This is a genomic window from Corynebacterium sp. NML130628, assembly GCF_001875665.1.
In the GTDB taxonomy this organism is placed as follows: domain Bacteria; phylum Actinomycetota; class Actinomycetes; order Mycobacteriales; family Mycobacteriaceae; genus Corynebacterium.
In genome coordinates, this window is the sequence record NZ_MLAL01000008.1 from 1 (window position 1) to 16,158 (window position 16,158).

Here is a 16,158-nt window from a genome sequence, read left to right on the forward strand (position 1 = left end):
GCTACGGGCCTCTTTCCTTTTGCGTTGAAGGGCAGGTGGGTGTGCCGGGGGGATTGTTCCCCGAAGATCAGTGAAGCCGGGAACGATCTTCGTGGACACCCGCCGCGACCTGGGGAGATGTGAGCGTTGGTCGACGGGAACCGGTCTAATACGCAAGATGGTTCCCGGGCGTGGGAACTATTTTGCGGTGATGTAGGGGTAGCCTGGCCGCAGCTTGACGCAAACCGGAGCCGCCCACCACACGCCCCGAAAACACCACGACTCAAGCAAGCTGAAACCGTGGCCCAGCTAAAGCGTGCTCCACCGCGCACCAAATTCCGCCAGACCTGAAGCACGACCTGGTCACACGCTTCCTATCCCGATCAAAAACGCCGACGCTGGTGCACAGGAAACTCTCAGATAGTCGATGTCTGAAATATTCGGCGTAGTTCCTCGGTTCGCCGGTCACGTTGAAGGGGGGAAGTTTAACTCCATAAGCGCACGAAAAACTCCCCACAGGCGTGGACTCAAGGTCCGTGCCGGTGGGGAGTGTTCGCGTTCTTATGCGTTTGGACGCTTACCGCGGTTGGCGCTCTTCTTACGACGGTCCTTACGCTTACGGCCACGCTTGCTCATGGTGCCTCCTTTAAAATGCGATGAATTAGGTGCAAACCTAGTTACAAGGTAGTCAGTTTATCGTTGTTGCCACAGTGTGGTGAAATCCCCCGAGGAAATGCTGCGAGAGGCACCCGCAAAAGCCTAAGGAAGCTATGCCGACAGGCGTGCGCGGTTGCGTGCGCGAGCCTTGTTGCGGCGCTTCAGCGCGCGACGCTCTTCCTCAGACAGGCCGCCCCAAACGCCGGCGTCCTGGCCGGTCTCCAGTGCCCACTTCATGCAGTGGGAGGTGACTGGGCAGCGGTTGCAAACAAGCTTCGCCTCGGCGATCTGCGCGAGCGCTGGGCCGGAGTTGCCGACGGGGAAGAAGAGTTCTGGGTCTTCGTCGCGGCAAACAGCTTCGTGGCGCCAATCCATAATAAGTGCTCCTTCAGGTTTAAATTCTGTCGTGACTATGTATTTTTTGCGCACCACATTCGCCGCCCTTTGGGGGCGTGTTGCAAACTAAGTTTGATTCCATTGCCTGGGCGAGTGCACCGCGTTGTGCGGGACTCCACTTCCAGACCTGGCGTTAACCCTGTGGTGTCTTGGGGTTAAGGGCTGTGAAACCAGCCCGTAATTTTTGCTACTCGAAAATGATGGCACGTATTTGAGCTTTCCGCTAGGGTTCTGGGCAAAAATGTGACTGGAATCATACGGATTGTATTCATGGTTGCCGCTCATATTTGGTGTGATTTGCCTGTGGTGGAGCTTGGGTAAGTTCCTGAGCTGCATATATAAGAAAATAATGAGCTGACATATGTGTTCGCTAAGGTCAAATCGTCAACCGTCGAAATCGTGAATGGTGTCGGTTTTGAGCCCTGATCATTAGACTCCGTTGTGTGAATAGCAAAGAAGACTCATTGGATCACACTGGCGTTCCGGGCATGCTGCGGTTTGGCGCGGTCGTGGTGTTGCTGCAGTGCTTGGCGATGCTCGGCTACATCATCATGCTGATCTACGCCCAAATTGAAGGCATTAGCGATAGCAGCATCGAATCAACTGCGGAGGCAAGCCACTACGTGGCGTTAGGCACGGCGGCGTTCCTTGCTATCGTTTTTGGGTTTGTGGCCTTCGTCGCTATCTCGACGCTGCGCGGAAAGCCCCGCAGCTCTGGGGCGATCGTGCTGATTGAAGCGATCTTGCTCGGAGTGGCGTTTTATATGTTTCTTGGGGGCGCGTACTTGCTCAGCGCGGCGACGGCGTTGTCGGCGGTGGTTGTGCTGATTACGGTGTTCCACCCGTCGTCAGCGGCCTACCAAGAGGCGATGTATGAGCTAAAAAAGGCCCGCCGCTAACAAAGCTAAGAAGCGGCGGGCGCGGGGTCGGGGTGCGCGGTGTCAGGAGAGGTTCGTGTTGAGCACGACGATCTCCTCGCCGCGCTTTTCTACGATCGTGGTGCCGGCGGAATCAATGTAGACGGGGCCGGTGTAGCCGCCACGGTCGACGGGGATGATTGTTTCCACCTTGTTGTCGTCCCAGTTGGCGACGGCGATGCCGGTGTCAGAGGCGTAGAGCAGGCGCTCGCCGGCGGGGAAGCCAGTGCCAAGCGCGCCCTGGAACACTCCCGTAACGCTCAGGCGGGACGGCTCCATGAGCAGCAGCGAATCGTTTTCGTGGTACGTCATGTGGTGGGGCAGGTCCGCGACGGTGATGACGTCGACAAGCTGGTCGACTTTTTGCGGGCCCTGCAGCGGGGGGATCTCGGAGGCGGCGAGGTCGTTGCCGTCCTTGTCGTAGGTGCGGACTTTGTGGCTGTCCGGGTCGTAGATCGCGGCCGCGTCTTGGGACACCGCGACGAGGTAGGCGTTCTCGGAGATGTCGACGCTTTCGTACATTTCCGGTTCGCGGGAGTCCTCGGGTGTGGTGTTCTGGAACTTGAGCTTGGGGCCGTCGTCGCAGTATTCCGTGGTTGCGAGCAGGTCGGTCCGGGTCAGTGCGGAGTTGATGGTGCAGGATTCAGGCTGCATGTCTGGTTCCTGCGGGGCTTCGTTGTAGCCGTACTCGACGGTCTTGACCATGTCGGAGCGCCACAGCTCGACGCGGTGGGAGCTGGCGTAGCCGACGCGGTCGTTGGACTGCACGCGCGTGATTACGTCGGGGGCGATGGCGGAGCGTGTGCCCGCGTACTCGCCGGTGAGCGCGTTAATCGTGACGACGTCCCCACAGCCAGCATTGTCGCGGTATGCGGCGACGACCTTGTCCCATGCGTGGCCAAGCAAGCACAGCTCGTTTGGGCGCTTGTAGGTCCAGGCGGTGTCGCCAGTTGGGGTGGTCGCGGTGATGGTGCCGTCGTGGTAGGTGATGATCATGCCGGCGGCGATGACCGGTTGGACGCCGGGGGAGCTATCGGGAAGGCGGAAGGCTTCCTCGACCTTCGAGGGGACGACGGCGAGGCGTCCTGCGTTTTCGTATTCCTCTGCCGCGGGCTCGAGGTGTGAGTTGCGGATCGGGGCGGTGAAAAACGCGATTGCAAGGAGGACGATGGCGAGCACAGTGATGACTGCGGTCGCGATCAAGTCGTTGCGGGTGCGACGTAGGGGCTGACTCAACGCCGTTTCCTTCCTGGGCGATTCGTTCCACGTCTCGTGGAGGGTGTTCTCTCGCCCGGCCGTTGCGGGCGTGCTCCGAGCACTTTACGCGGTCTGCCCACCTTGGATAAAGCCGAGTCCGGAATGTTCAGGGCTTCAAAGAGCTCTTCGGAGGTGGAAAACCACGTTGGGGGCTGCGGTTTGTCGAGGGAAAGCTCCTCGTTGATGGCTTCCCATTTGGTGGTTTCGTCGAGGTCGGCCATGGTCACGGCGGTGCCGGAGTGGCCTGCGCGTCCGGTGCGGCCGATGCGGTGGACGTAGGTCATCGGGTCGTCGGGGACTTGGTAGTTGATGACGTGGGTGACGTCGTCAACGTCGATGCCGCGTGCTGCAACGTCGGTGGCGACAAGGATTTCGACGTCCCCTTCGCGGAAGGCGTTCAGGGACGCCTCGCGCGCGCCCTGGCCGAGGTCGCCGTGGACGGCGCCGACGGAGAACCCGCGACCGGCGAGGTCGTCGGCGACACGTGCGGCGGAGCGCTTCGTGCGGGCGAAGATGATGGTTTTGCCGCGGCCGTGTGCCTGCAGGATCCGCGCGAGCACCTCGGGTTTGTCCATGTGGTGGGCGTAGAACACGACCTGTTTGGTGCTTTCGTGGGTGGAGGCGGCTTCGTCGCCTTGCTCGGCACGGATGTGGATTGGCGTGTTCATCTTGGAGCGTGCCAGCTGCAGGATTTGGCCGGGCATGGTCGCGGAGAACAGCATCGTTTGCAGTTGCTCGGGGAGGGCGGACCACAGCGTTTCGATGTCGGGCAGGAAGCCCATGTCGAGCATCTCGTCGGCCTCGTCGAGGACGAGGATGGCGACGTGGCCAAGTTGGAGTTCGCCTTGCCGGTAGAGGTCGATGAGCCGGCCGGGTGTGCCGACGACGACGTCGACGCCCTTGTGTAGCGCGTCGATTTGCTCCTGGTAGGGGCGCCCGCCGTAGATGGTGGCGGTGCGCACTGGGGTGTACTTCGCGGCGCGTTCCAGGTCGTCGCCGACCTGTACGGCGAGTTCGCGGGTGGGGACGACCACGAGGGCGCGGGGTGTGCCGTCGAGTTCGGCGATGGTGGCGTCGTCAAATACTCGGTCGAGTAGTGGGATGCCGAAGCCGTAGGTTTTGCCCATCCCCGTGCGGGCTTGGCCGATGATGTCGCGGCCGTCGAGCGCGAGGGGGATCGCAAGTTCCTGGATGGAAAAAGTGCGATGGATATCGAGCTCCTCGAGGGCATCGATGAGTTCGGCGGCGACCCCTAGCTCATGAAAATCGGGTGACTGTTCTCTAGCAGCTGATTTGGACACGCCCTCATCTTAGCTGTAGCCCGTTACAATGGATTGACATCCGTGAAGATGAACGAAGATGAACAACGATAAGGACGGAAACGAACATATGGATATCAAGATCGGTCTTGCAGACACCGCACGTGAACTCTCCCTTGCTATTGCGGAGGGGCATGAGGATGTGCTCAATAAGGTGAAGCAGGCGATTGAGGAGCAGGCTCCGACCCTGACCCTGGAAGACGACAAGGGCAAGAAGTACTTGGTGCGCACCGAGAAGATTGCGTACGTTGAGTTCGGCTCTGCGCAGGCACGTTCCGTTGGGTTCATGCGTTAAAACCCGCTACATTTACGACCATGAAGAACAATCACAACACCGACGTTTTCGAGGATTGGGACTTTGATGACGATGGTGACTTCACCACGGTAGACCCGGAAGCGGAGGGGCGCCTGGTGCGCTTCGCCCGCGAGTACGGGTGGCGCGCCTACGCGATTCCGGTGCTTGCTGTGTTGACAGTGTTTGTGATTGCGAACATGCTGCAAAACCCCGATGGGGAAGTGTTCGCGGGAAGTGCGCGCGAGAGCACGGCTGAGCAGCCCGACGGGGATGCGGCGTCACGCACCGTGAGTGCGTTGCCGGAGGGGCAGCAGGATGTGCTGCAGCTGCCGCCGGGTGGTCCGTTTACGGAGGCCGGGGAGGGCACCTTCTACGAGGTTGGGCACCCTGGGATGCAGGCGGGCAAGGGTGATGAGCTGACGGTTCGCTTTGTTGTTGAGGTGGAGCACGGCCTGGACACCGCAGTATACGGCGGCAATGAGGCTGTCGCCTCGCTTGTCGACGCCACCTTGAGCGACCCGCGCGGCTGGACGAACGATCCGCGCTTCCGGTTCGAGCACGTCACGGGGGCGGATGAGCCGACGCTGAAAATCCGGCTTGCTTCCGCGGAGACGACCAAGGAGCTGTGCGGCGTCCACCTGGAGATGGAAACGAGTTGCCGGACGCGCGTCACGGGCGAGGATACCGTCATCCTGAACGAGGCCCGCTGGGTCCGCGGCGCCGCTCCCTTTGAGGGGGACTTGGGGCGCTACCGCCAGTACTTGATTAACCACGAGGTGGGCCACGCGCTGGGCTTTGCCCACCACGAGCCGTGCCCGGAAAACGGGGTGTTGGCGCCGGTGATGATGCAGCAGACGCTGAGCTTGAACAACGCGCAGCTCTACTCCTTTGATAAGGAGGAGGTCTACCCGGATAACCAGGACACTTGCCGGTCGAACCCGTGGCCGTACCCGCGCCCGGCAGTGCTATAGGTGGAGACAGATGAGAGGAAGGCGAGCTGCGCTGTGACTATTCCCGAGCATGTGTTGTCGGCGTTTCAGGTTGATGGGGAGGTGGCGTCGATACCTGATGCTGCCTGGGGTGAGGCGAGGCAGTTTGGGCGCATCGTGATTTCGCGGGCCTTGCCGACGGCGGCGTGGTCGGGCAAGGTGCGTGAGCGTATCGCCGACCATCTTGAGGGGGTGCACGTTGCGCGCCCGGTGCGTGCGACGGATGGGCGTTTTGTGGTTGCAGGGTATGTGGCCAATGAGTTTTCGCCGGGCGCGCCGGCCGCGCGCGTGGATGAGGCGGTGGCGGCGGTGCTCGCGCTTGAGCGCGCGTTGTTGCAGGCTGAGATGGCGCAGGAGTTGCCCGAGCGCGATAGCTCGGACGTGATCGCCGAGGCGGACTGCGGGGCCTGGAAGGGCCACGAAGATGCGGGTGGCGAGGGGCTGTGCGTGGCGCACGTGGATGCGCTTTCGCGCACGTTGTTCTCCGGGTATGCCGCGCCGGTGTTGACGGATCTTGTTCCTTCGGCGCGTCTTCGCCCGAAGGGCTACTCGGCCGCGGTGGTCATTGTCGACGCCCTGCTCGCCGGGGCTGTCGATTCGCGCATTGTGGAGCGCTGGTCCCACATTCCAGACCTCGTGTTCTTGGCGGGGCGGGCGTTGGATTACCGGATGCGAATTGCGCAACATGACGGGACGTTCCAGCGGGCGAACGTTCGTTCGAACTTTTCGAGAGTTTCCGAACTGCTCATGTCGCGGTAGCGTGCCACAATGGTGGCCATGAATGACCAGCCGTCCGCAACTCCTCGCGCGTTTCTCGTTCCGCGCCAACAACTCACGCAGGCCAGAACGTGGTCGCAGCCACTTCCTACAGAGGGGGTATGGAAGGTGACGGGCCAGGCGGGCTCGGGCGTGACCAGCTTCCTTATTGATGCGTTTGTGGCGTCGGCGAAGCAGCAGTCGGACGCGGAGGGCGTGCTGTTCCTCACGGATTCGAAGGAGTCTGCCGCGCGGATTCGAGCCGAGATTTCGGAGCGGCTCGCCGGTACTGACTTCGTTGCCGACGGCCCGATGGTGCGCTCTGTGCACTCTTTGGCGTTCGCGGTGCTGCGGGAGCAGCAGGAGCAGCTGCGGTTGATCTCCGGTGCGGAGCAGGACGCGGTGATCCGGCAGCTCTTGCAGGGGCACGTGGAGGACGGCCGCGGGAGCTGGCCTGTCGAGTTGCGCCCGGCGTTGCCGATGGTGGGCTTTGCCCGCCAGCTGCGAGATTTTTTGTTGCGCGCGATTGAGCGTGGCTTGGACGCAGACGGGCTCAGGGGGCTCGGGGACCGCTACGGTCAGGAGATTTGGGGCGCGGCAGGCGATTTTTTGGCGGAGTACCAGCAGGTCATGGCGCTGACTGGTACGGTGCGCTATTCGGCATCCGAGTTGATTGCGCGGGCGCTCGATGTGCCGCTGGAGCGGAGGTGGCACACCGTGATTGTGGATGATGCCCAGCACCTCTCGCCTGCGGCGGCAGCGTTCGTGGAGCGGCTGCTCAAACGGGCGACGCTCGGGGTGGTGGGCGGAGACCTGGAGCAGTCTGTCTACCAGTTCCGCGGGGCGAGCCCGGAGTTCTTCGCCACCCTCGGAGGCCTGGAGCACACCGTGATTGACCTGGGACAGACTCGGCGCGAACCGGAGGTATCGGTGGCGCTGGCACAGTCCCCGACGGCGGAGCTTGCGGCGGTGGCTGACGCGTTGCGTCGCGCGCATCTCGAGGAGGAAGTCGCGTTTCGGGACATGGCGGTGGTGGTGCGCTCGACGAGTCTCATCGAGCCGTTTCGGCGCGCACTGCTGCACGCAGGTGTGCCCGTCGCACTGAACCCGACGGATGTGGTGCTCAGCGAGCAGCGGATTGTGGCCTCGTTGCTGCTTGGACTGCAGTCGCTGTACACACCGCTGACGGTAGAGCAGTGGCGTGACTTGTTGCTCGGACCCATCGGCGGGACGGACCCCGTCACACTGCGGCGCCTACTGCGCGGTCTGCGGCGGTGGAAGCCGGATGCGCGCGCGGAAGAGACATTGCGCGAACTGGTGGTTTCCAAGGCTGAGCTGCCGGATTTTGGCGAGGTGCTCACGGACCGCGAGCTGCAGATGCTGCGCCGCGTCCGTCAGGTGCTCGATGCCGCCAGGCAGGTCTACGACGCCGACGGCAGCGTCGAGGAGGTGCTGTGGGCGCTGTGGAGCACCACGAGGTTGGCTGAGCACCTCACCGCGGTCGCGCTGCGTGGCGGCACGACGGGCTCGCAGGCTGACCGCGACCTTGATGCCGTCATGGCGCTTTTCGACGCCGCGGGAGACTTCACCGAACGCAAAACACAGGGTGGGCTCGAGCTGTTCGTCAACAGCATGTTGGAGCAGGAACTGCCTACTGGCGTGCGTGATCGCCGGGCGGCCACGCCAGACGCCGTCGCCTTGCTGACTGCGCACGGTGCGGTGGGCAGACAGTTTCGCCGCGTCGTCGTCGCCGGCGTGCAGGATCTCGAGTGGCCGAGTCTGGGGGAGACGGGCTCGATTTTCGGCCAGCAGGATTTGGTGGACCTGGTTGACCACGACGTGGATCCCGCTACGCCGGTGTCGCACTTGCGTGAGCGCCTGGAAGAGGAGCGGCGTTTGTTCCACGTGGCGTTGACGAGGGCGACGGAGCGTGTCCTGGTCACGGCTGTTGACCAGGTGGAAGGCGAGGAAGTGCTTGAGCCTTCCCGGTTCATTGAGGAGCTCTGCGAGGAAACCGGCGTGACTCCGCAGGCGGTGACGCTGTCTGCGGACGACGCCGCGGCCACAGATGATGGCGTGGAGGCAACGGTGGTGCGCGTGCAGTCCCGTGACGATTTTTTAGGGGAGCTTCGCCGCACGCTGGCAGACGAGGAGCACAGCACGGAGGCCGACCGGCGCCAGGCCGCACGCCAGATCGCTCGGCTAGTGGAGGCCGGGGTGCCCCTTGCGGATCCGGAGCAGTGGTGGACCACCACCGAACCCTCGACGGATGTGGCGGTTGCAGGGCAGCGGACCTTGTCGCCGTCGAGAATTGAGGCGCTGCTGCAGTGCCCGATGCGCTCCGTGCTTGAGCGAAGCCTTGGGTTTGACAGCTCGATGCCGATGATCGTCGGTTCGATTGTGCACGCCTACTTCGAGGCCCTGGGCAGAGGCGTGCCGGAGGAGCAGGCGCGGATGCACACGATGGCCACGTACCGCGCGATTCTCGACGCCCCCGCGTGGCAAACCGAGGCCGAACTTCGCGGCTTCGAAGCGATGCTGGACCGCACCCAGGCGTGGCGGCAGAAGCGCGAGGCCCGTTTCGAGCAAGCGGGCGTGGAGGTACCGATCTCCGTGCAGGTCACAGACGATGTCCATATTCGCGGGCGTGCCGACCGGCTGGACCGGGAGGAGGACGGACACGTCCATATTGTTGACCTGAAGACTGGTTCGACGGTGCCCTCCAAGGCGGACGTCGTCGACTTCGCCCAGCTCACGGCGTATCAGCTCGCGCTGAGCCACGGTACGCTCGTCGGCGAAGGTGACGAGGTTCACGTGACGACGTCCACCTCCGGGGAGGAGCCCCTGAACGTCGGCGGTGCCATGCTCGTGTACCCGAAGAAGGAGGCAGCCGCGGCAACCGAGCGTGTGCAGCCTCGCAAGGAGGCTGATGAGCTCGCGGAGTTCACGGAGCTCATCGCGCCGCTTCCCAGCAAGACAACGGGCCCGCAGCTTGAGGCGCAAGCAGGGAAGCACTGCGAGCACTGCGCTGTGCGGTCGCTGTGCCCGGTCCAGATCGAAGGGACGATGATTTACAATGGCTGACTTTTCACCTCAAGCTTTGTTCCGGGCGCTCGGGGACGCGTTCCCTCCGAGCGGCCAGCAGGCGGACGTGATCGGGGCCGCGCCGGGGCCGATGCTGGTTGTGGCGGGCGCCGGTGCGGGCAAGACGAAGACCATGGCGGACCGCGTTGTGTGGCTCGTCGCGAATGGGTATGTACGTCCCGAGGAGGTGCTTGGGCTTACGTTTACCCGGAAGGCGGCTCGTGAGCTGGGGCAGCGCATCCGGCACCGGTTGCAGGCGCTGGCGAGGCACCGGGCGCTCGTGCGGGAGCTTGACCCGTCCGGTGCTCTGAAGGAAAGCCTGGAGGTGATCGCGCCGACCGTCGCCACGTACGACTCGTATGCAGGGCAGCTTGTGCGCGACTACGGCCTGCTGGTGCCGGTAGAGCCGGACGCGCGCCTGATCACGCAGGCGGAGCTGCACTCCATTGCGGTCGAGGTTGTGCGCAGTTACAACAAACCGCTCGTCGCGGATGGCGCTCCTGCGCCTGCGATGCGCACAGTGGTGGATGACCTGCTTGGGCTGACTACCGCGATCGGCAACGCGCTGGCGAAGCCCGAGGATATTGCTGAGGCCGCGGAGATTTTCCTGAAAGAGACGGAGTCGCTGCCGAAGTCCCCTCGCAGCAAGACCGAGTTTTGCCAGAAGATGACGGGGTGGCGCAACAAGCAACGCCAACGCCAGATGATGTTGCCGCTGGTTGAGCAGCTCAACGAGACCCTGCGCGAACGTGGCGTGGTCACCTTTAATGAGCAGATGAATATCGCGGCACTGCTCGCGGAGCAGCACGCATCGGTGGGCGCTGCGCAACGCCAGAAGTACCGCGTGGTGATGCTCGATGAGTACCAGGACACGTCGCATTCGCAGCGTGTGCTGCTGCGCAGCCTGTTCGGTCAGGGCCAGGATCCCACGTTGACGGTGACTGCGGTGGGGGATCCGATGCAGGCAATTTACGGGTGGCGCGGGGCGACGTCGGAGAACCTCGCGGCGTTCGTGGAAGATTTCCCTGGCGCGCACGGGGCCCCGGCGCCGAAGAAGCAGCTCACCATTTCGTGGCGGAACCCGAGCAAGGTGCTCGAGATGGCGAACCAGGTTTCTACCGCGATTCTGGGCACGGGGGAAAAGCGGGCTGTCGCGCCTCTGGAGCCGCGCACCGACGCTGCGGTGGGCGAGGTGGTGATGCAGTTCTTCGAGCGGGAGGAAGAGGAGATCGAGTTCGTCGCCGACGCGCTGCAGCAGCAGTTCGAGCAAGGTGGGAGGCTTTCGGCTGCGGTGCTGACGAGGAAGAATCGGCAGGCGCAGCCGATCGCCCAGGCGCTTGAGTCACGCGGCGTGCCCTACGAGATCGTGGGCCTCGGCGGGTTGTTGGACACCCCGGAGGTACAAGACACGCTGGCCGTTGCGACGATGCTGGTGCGCCCGGAGGACTCCGCGGCGGCGCTGCGCGTGTTGGGAGGCCCGTCGGTTGGGCTGGGCCTGGCCGATATGGAGGCGCTCGCCGCGCGTGCCAAGAACCTGCAGGCGCGGGCAGAAGGCGTTTCCGCGCGGGACGATGAGGTGCTGCCGAAGCCCGCGGACCCAGAGGAGCGCCTGATCGAGGAGCTGACGCAGCTGGCACTTGAGGCGGAGGCGTTGAAGATGCAGTCGGCCAAGCCGGCGGGGTTGGCGGATGCGGTAGCGGACCTGGGAGAGCCGGAGCGTTTCAGCGAGGAAGGCTACAAGCGGCTGCGGCTGCTCGCGTCGCGGCTGCGCCAGCTGCGACGCAACTCGCTGGGCAAGCGCCTCAGCGACTTGTTCGCGGACATCATTGAGGTGTTCGGGATCCGCGTTGAAGTGCTCGCAAGGCAGTCGTCGGCGGGGACGGTGCACCTGGATCAGCTGTTGCACTACGTCGAGCAATACCCGGGTACCAGTGTGGAAGCGCTGCTGGACTACTTCGAGCTGGCCAAACAGCAGGAAGACGGCCTTACGCCGGGCAGCGTCACGGTGCGCGGCGACCGCGTGCAGATTTTGACGGTGCACAAAGCGAAGGGGTTGGAGTGGGACACCGTCGCGGTGTTGCACGCGGACAAGGACACCTACAGCTCGAAGATTGAGACCTTTCTTTCCCAGATCCCGTACCTGCAGCCGGAGACGTTCGGCGACCCGGACCTCTACGAGGAGTTCGCGGGCGTCGAGCACCGCACCGGGTTCAAGAATGCTGCGGAGGCGTGGCGCAAACACATCGGCGAGGACCTCGCGGAGGAGCAGGCCCGGCTGTTCTACGTTGCCATCACCCGCACCGAGGGCAGGCTGCTCATCACAGGGTCGAAGACTTCCCTGACCGGCAAGAATACGAAAGGTCCCTACGAGCACTTCGCGGCGTTCGAGGGCTTTGAGATGCCGGAGGAACCAAAAGATGAGGCTGCGGGAACGACAGTGCAGCATCCAGAGGTGGCCGTCGGCACGTGGCCGACGCCTTCCTACGAGGCCGCGCACGCCGCGAACAGCCAGACCACCCGCCCGAGTGAGTTGGTCATGGATGCGCTCGAGACCGAAATCACACCTGCTGCCGGCGAGCTCTACGAGCTGTGGGAACGCGACGCCACCGCGCTCATCGAGGAGCACAAGGCGGCGCAGTCGCCGGACGTGCCCGTTATGCTGCCCGGTGAGCTGACGGCCTCCGACGTGGTGGCGATGCAGGCGGATGCGGAGCAGTTCGCGCGCCGGGCCCGCCGCCCGGTGCCGTTCAAGCCGAACCAATACGCGAAGCGCGGCACTGCCTTCCACGAGTGGATCGAGGATTTCTACGGGGCACATGCGCTGCTGACCGAGGACGAGCTGCCCGGCATGGGTGAAGCTGAGGTGGACCCATCGACGTTGAAGCAGCTGAAAGCCAACTTCGAGAACAGCCACTGGGCCTCGAAGACGCCGACGCACGTGGAGTGCCCGTTCGAGCTGGCACTCGGCAAGGCGGTGGTCCGCGGCCGGATGGATGCGGTCTTCGCAGATGGCGACGGTTGGGTAGTCGTCGACTGGAAGACCGGAACGCGCCCAGTGGGTGCGGCGATGGAGGCCGCCAAGCTGCAGCTTGCTGTGTACACGGAGGCGTGGAAGCGCATCGCCAACGACGGCCGCCCCGTCAGGGCCGTGTTCTTCTACGTGCGCGACGGCACGGACTTCACCGCCACTGACCTGCCGGACGCGGAACAGCTGACGAAATTGTTGGAAGATGCAGCAAACGGCGCAACTTCCGGTACAGTTTCACGCCGTAGTAACGAGGAAGGATAGCGGAGTGAACCTGCCGTTTACGTTGTCGTGGAGTGACCGGTTCCGTGCGGACGCGGACCCGTCGGAAATGCCGGTGCATACCCTGCTGGATGTCGTGCGGATCCCGTCGGCGGAACGCACGACTCCGTGGGCGTTGATGGCGAGGCGCTTCGGCTACGCAGCCATCTTGGTGCTGGTCGTAGCGACGGTCGTCTACTTCGACAAGGAGGGCTACACAGAGCCGCTGACGTTTATCGACGCCCTTTACTATTCAGCGGTTTCGCTCTCAACGACCGGCTACGGCGACATCACGCCGGTCACGCAGGGCGCGCGCCTGATGAACATCTTGGTCATCACGCCGTGCCGTGTGGCATTCCTGATGCTTTTGGTTGGTACCACGCTGTCGGTGCTGACCGAGGATTCCCGCAAGACGCTACAGATTCAGCAATGGAGGAGAACAGTGCGCAATCACACCATCGTTATCGGCTACGGCACCAAGGGCAGGTCTGCGGTGGATGCGTTGCTCGCTGGCGGCACCGCGCCGGGCAACATCGTCGTTGTGGATGATGATGCGGTGGTGCTTTCGAACGCCGAGAAGCGCGGCCTGGTCACCGTCCACGGCAACGGCACCCGCTCGGGTGTGCTGAAGATCGCCGGCGTGGCGCGTGCCCGCTCTGTTGTGGTGGCGCCGTCCTCGGACGATACCGCGGTGCTGGTCACGTTGTCGGTGCGAGAGTTGGCGCCGAGCGCCATGATCGTTGCCAGCGTCCGCGAGAGCGAGAACCAGCACCTGCTGATGCAGTCGGGCGCGGACTCCGTGGTGGTGTCTTCGGAAACGGCGGGTCGTCTGCTTGGCATCGCGACGGTGACGCCGCCGGTGGTGGAGATGATGGAGGACTTGCTTAGCCCCGACGAGGGTTTCGCGGTTGCAGAGCGGTCGATCGCGGACGACGAGGTTGGGGCGAACCCGCGCCACCTCGCCGACATTGTGCTGGGCGTGGTCCGCTCCGGCGAGCTCTACCGCATTGACGCCCCGGAGGCCGAGACGGTCGAGCCTGGCGACAGGCTGCTGTTCGTGCAGATGACGCAGCCGACCCCGCTTACTGAGCGCCCACGCCCGACGGAGTAGGCGGCGGATGATTGACCAATGGGCTCGTGGTGGGTTCAACGAGGACGGGAGTGAGGCATAAGTGGCTGTTGACCTGAGTTTGCTGGATGAGGATCAGCGGATCGCGGCGACCGCTCCTCGGGGCCCGGTGTGCATCCTGGCCGGTGCCGGTACGGGTAAGACTCGCACGATTACGTACCGTATCGCGCACATGATTGATCAGGGCATGGTGAGCCCGAACCGGGTACTGGCAGTGACGTTTACGCAGCGCGCGGCCGGCGAGATGCGCGACCGCCTGCGCACGATGGGTATTGGTGGTGTGCAGGCGCGTACGTTCCACTCGGCGGCGATGCGGCAGCTGCGCTACTTCTGGCCGCAGATTGCGGGGGATTTGCCGTGGCGGCTGTTGGACAACAAGTTCCCGCTGGTTGGGCGGGCGACGCGGGCAGCTGGGTTGGAGTCGGACAAGGAGATGGTCCGTGACTTGCTGGGGGAGATCGAGTGGGCGAAGGCCAGCGTGATCGGCCCGGGGGACTACGTGGACCGCATCGCGGATACGAACCGCACCCCGCCGACGGATCCGAAGAAGGTCGCGGAGGTGTACCGGCTGTACGAGGAGGCGAAGACGAGCCCGGAGGGCATGCTGATCGACTTCGACGACCTCCTCCTCCACGTGGCGGGTGCGTTGGAGAACGCGCCAGCGGTGGCGGAGGAGTTCCGTTCCCAGTACCAATCGTTCGTGGTGGACGAGTACCAGGACGTGACTCCGCTGCAGCAGCGGGTGCTGGAGGGCTGGCTTGGGCAGCGCGATGACCTGACGGTGGTGGGGGACGCGAACCAGACGATTTACTCCTTTACCGGCGCGACCCCGGACTATTTGCTGAACTTTTCGCGCACCTACGAGCACGGCACTGTGGTGAAGCTGCAGCGCGACTACCGCTCGACGCCCGAAATTACGGAGCTGGCCAACGCGGTGATTTCGCGCGCGACGGGCAGGGCCGCAGGGACCAGGCTTGAGCTGATCGGTATGCGGGAGTCCGGCCCGCAGCCAACGTTCCACGCCTACGACGACGAGCCGACGGAGGCCCGCGAGGTTGCCGCGGCGGTGCAGCGCCTGATTGACTCCGGGGTGCCTGCCAAGGAAATCGCGGTGCTGTATCGGATTAATGCGCAGTCGGCGGCGTTTGAAGCGGCGCTCGCGGACGCGGGCATCGTCTACCAGGTGCGCGGCGGGGAGGGCTTCTTCCAGCGCGGTGAGATCCGCGAGGCGCTGCAGACGCTCGTGTCCGCAAGCCGGCGGCATGACTTGCCGGATGACCCGGTGGTGGTGGCGAAGGCGGCGTTCGCCCCGCTCGGGTTGACGCCGACGGAGCCGGAAGGCGCCCAGGCACGGGAGCGTTGGCAGGGGCTGCGCGCACTCGTGGACCTGATCGAGGAGATCGTGCATACGAAGGAGGCCTCGAGCCTGGAGGACGTGCTGCGCTCGTTGCGTCAGCGCGCGGAGGCGAAGCAGCCCCCGGCGATTGACGGGGTGACGCTTGCCAGCTTGCACGCGGCGAAGGGCCTGGAGTGGGACGCGGTGTTCCTGGTGGGGCTGGTGGAAAACACGCTGCCGATCTCGCATGCGATTAAGGCGGGCGATGAGAACATTGAGGAGGAGCGCAGGCTCTTCTACGTCGGCGTGACGCGCGCCCGTGAGCACCTGCAGCTGTCGTGGGCGTTGGCCAGGCAGGAGGGCGGTAGGAAGTCGCGGTCGCGTTCGCGTTTCCTGGACGGGCTGGTGCCCGAGCTTGAGGCTGAGGAAACTCCGCAGCGGCTGAAGCAGACGCGCCGCTGCCGGGTGTGTGGCAACGTGCTCTTCGCCCCGGCGGACAAGGCGCTCGGCCGACACCAGGATTGCGACGCCGACATTGACGAGGACGTCTACCAGGCGCTTAAGCGCTGGCGGCTGAAGACGTCGCGCGCGGCGAAGCAGCCCGCCTACATGGTGTTTTCCGACGCCACCCTGCTCGCCATCGCGGAGACCATGCCGGAGGACGAACAGGGCCTGCTCGCCGTGTCGGGGGTGGGGCCGGTGAAGGTGGAACGCTACGGCGCCGATGTCCTGGAGACACTGGCGCAGTTCCGCTAGGC

At 64.1% G+C, this 16,158-nt stretch carries 12 protein-coding genes; 8 read left to right on the forward strand and 4 right to left on the reverse strand.

Annotated elements, in window-relative coordinates:
- Positions 1-540: 540 nt before the first annotated feature.
- Both BJP07_RS11540 and BJP07_RS01085 read right to left on the reverse strand, forming a co-directional pair.
- On the reverse strand, positions 541-615 hold the full coding sequence (locus tag BJP07_RS11540; RefSeq protein WP_100227335.1) for a 50S ribosomal protein bL37: 75 nt from the start codon (positions 613-615) through the stop codon (positions 541-543).
- Between the two features lie 132 nt (positions 616-747).
- Positions 748-1,011 (reverse strand): WhiB family transcriptional regulator, encoded by a 264-nt coding sequence (locus tag BJP07_RS01085; protein ID WP_070362936.1) that lies wholly within the window; start codon positions 1,009-1,011, stop codon positions 748-750.
- 464 nt (positions 1,012-1,475) lie between these two features.
- Between BJP07_RS01085 and BJP07_RS01090 the strand changes: the two genes are divergently transcribed.
- Positions 1,476-1,931, forward strand: a complete 456-nt coding sequence (locus tag BJP07_RS01090; RefSeq protein WP_255365882.1) for a hypothetical protein — start codon at positions 1,476-1,478, stop codon at positions 1,929-1,931.
- A gap of 42 nt (positions 1,932-1,973) precedes the next feature.
- On the opposite strand, the gene BJP07_RS01095 is transcribed toward BJP07_RS01090, so the two are convergent.
- Both BJP07_RS01095 and BJP07_RS01100 read right to left on the reverse strand, forming a co-directional pair.
- Entirely contained in the window at positions 1,974-3,185 is a 1,212-nt protein-coding gene (locus tag BJP07_RS01095; protein ID WP_071565664.1) for a hypothetical protein, read from the reverse strand.
- Entirely contained in the window at positions 3,182-4,507 is a 1,326-nt protein-coding gene (locus BJP07_RS01100; RefSeq protein ID WP_071565665.1) for a DEAD/DEAH box helicase, read from the reverse strand. The genes BJP07_RS01095 and BJP07_RS01100 overlap by 4 nt, the downstream gene beginning before the upstream one ends.
- Before the next feature lie 58 nt (positions 4,508-4,565).
- Here BJP07_RS01100 and BJP07_RS01105 point away from each other — a divergent pair, with 58 nt between their 5' ends.
- The 7 genes from BJP07_RS01105 (at position 4,566) to BJP07_RS01135 (ending at position 16,156) form a co-directional block, all read left to right on the forward strand.
- The gene (locus BJP07_RS01105) at positions 4,566-4,820 is read left to right on the forward strand and encodes a DUF3107 domain-containing protein (protein ID WP_255365883.1); all 255 of its coding nucleotides are present in this window, start codon (positions 4,566-4,568) and stop codon (positions 4,818-4,820) included.
- Positions 4,821-4,840: 20 nt separating this feature from the next.
- Positions 4,841-5,791 carry a DUF3152 domain-containing protein gene (locus BJP07_RS01110; RefSeq protein ID WP_083583981.1) on the forward strand — a complete coding sequence of 317 codons (951 nt, stop codon included), beginning with the start codon at positions 4,841-4,843 and terminating at the stop codon, positions 5,789-5,791.
- A 33-nt stretch (positions 5,792-5,824) separates the two neighbouring features.
- The gene (locus BJP07_RS01115; protein WP_071565666.1) at positions 5,825-6,568 is read left to right on the forward strand and encodes a hypothetical protein; all 744 of its coding nucleotides are present in this window, start codon (positions 5,825-5,827) and stop codon (positions 6,566-6,568) included.
- An 18-nt stretch (positions 6,569-6,586) separates the two neighbouring features.
- Entirely contained in the window at positions 6,587-9,649 is a 3,063-nt protein-coding gene (locus BJP07_RS01120; RefSeq protein WP_071565667.1) for an ATP-dependent DNA helicase, read from the forward strand.
- A complete protein-coding gene (locus tag BJP07_RS01125) occupies positions 9,642-12,938 on the forward strand; it encodes an ATP-dependent helicase (RefSeq protein ID WP_071565668.1) in 3,297 nt (1,098 codons plus the stop codon). Before BJP07_RS01120 ends, BJP07_RS01125 begins: the two co-directional genes overlap by 8 nt.
- A 67-nt stretch (positions 12,939-13,005) precedes the next feature.
- Positions 13,006-14,046: a TrkA family potassium uptake protein gene (locus tag BJP07_RS01130; RefSeq protein WP_255365884.1), complete on the forward strand. Its 1,041-nt coding sequence runs from the start codon at positions 13,006-13,008 to the stop codon at positions 14,044-14,046.
- A gap of 61 nt (positions 14,047-14,107) precedes the next feature.
- A complete protein-coding gene (locus tag BJP07_RS01135) occupies positions 14,108-16,156 on the forward strand; it encodes an ATP-dependent DNA helicase UvrD2 (protein ID WP_071565670.1) in 2,049 nt (682 codons plus the stop codon).
- Positions 16,157-16,158 lie beyond the last annotated feature (2 nt).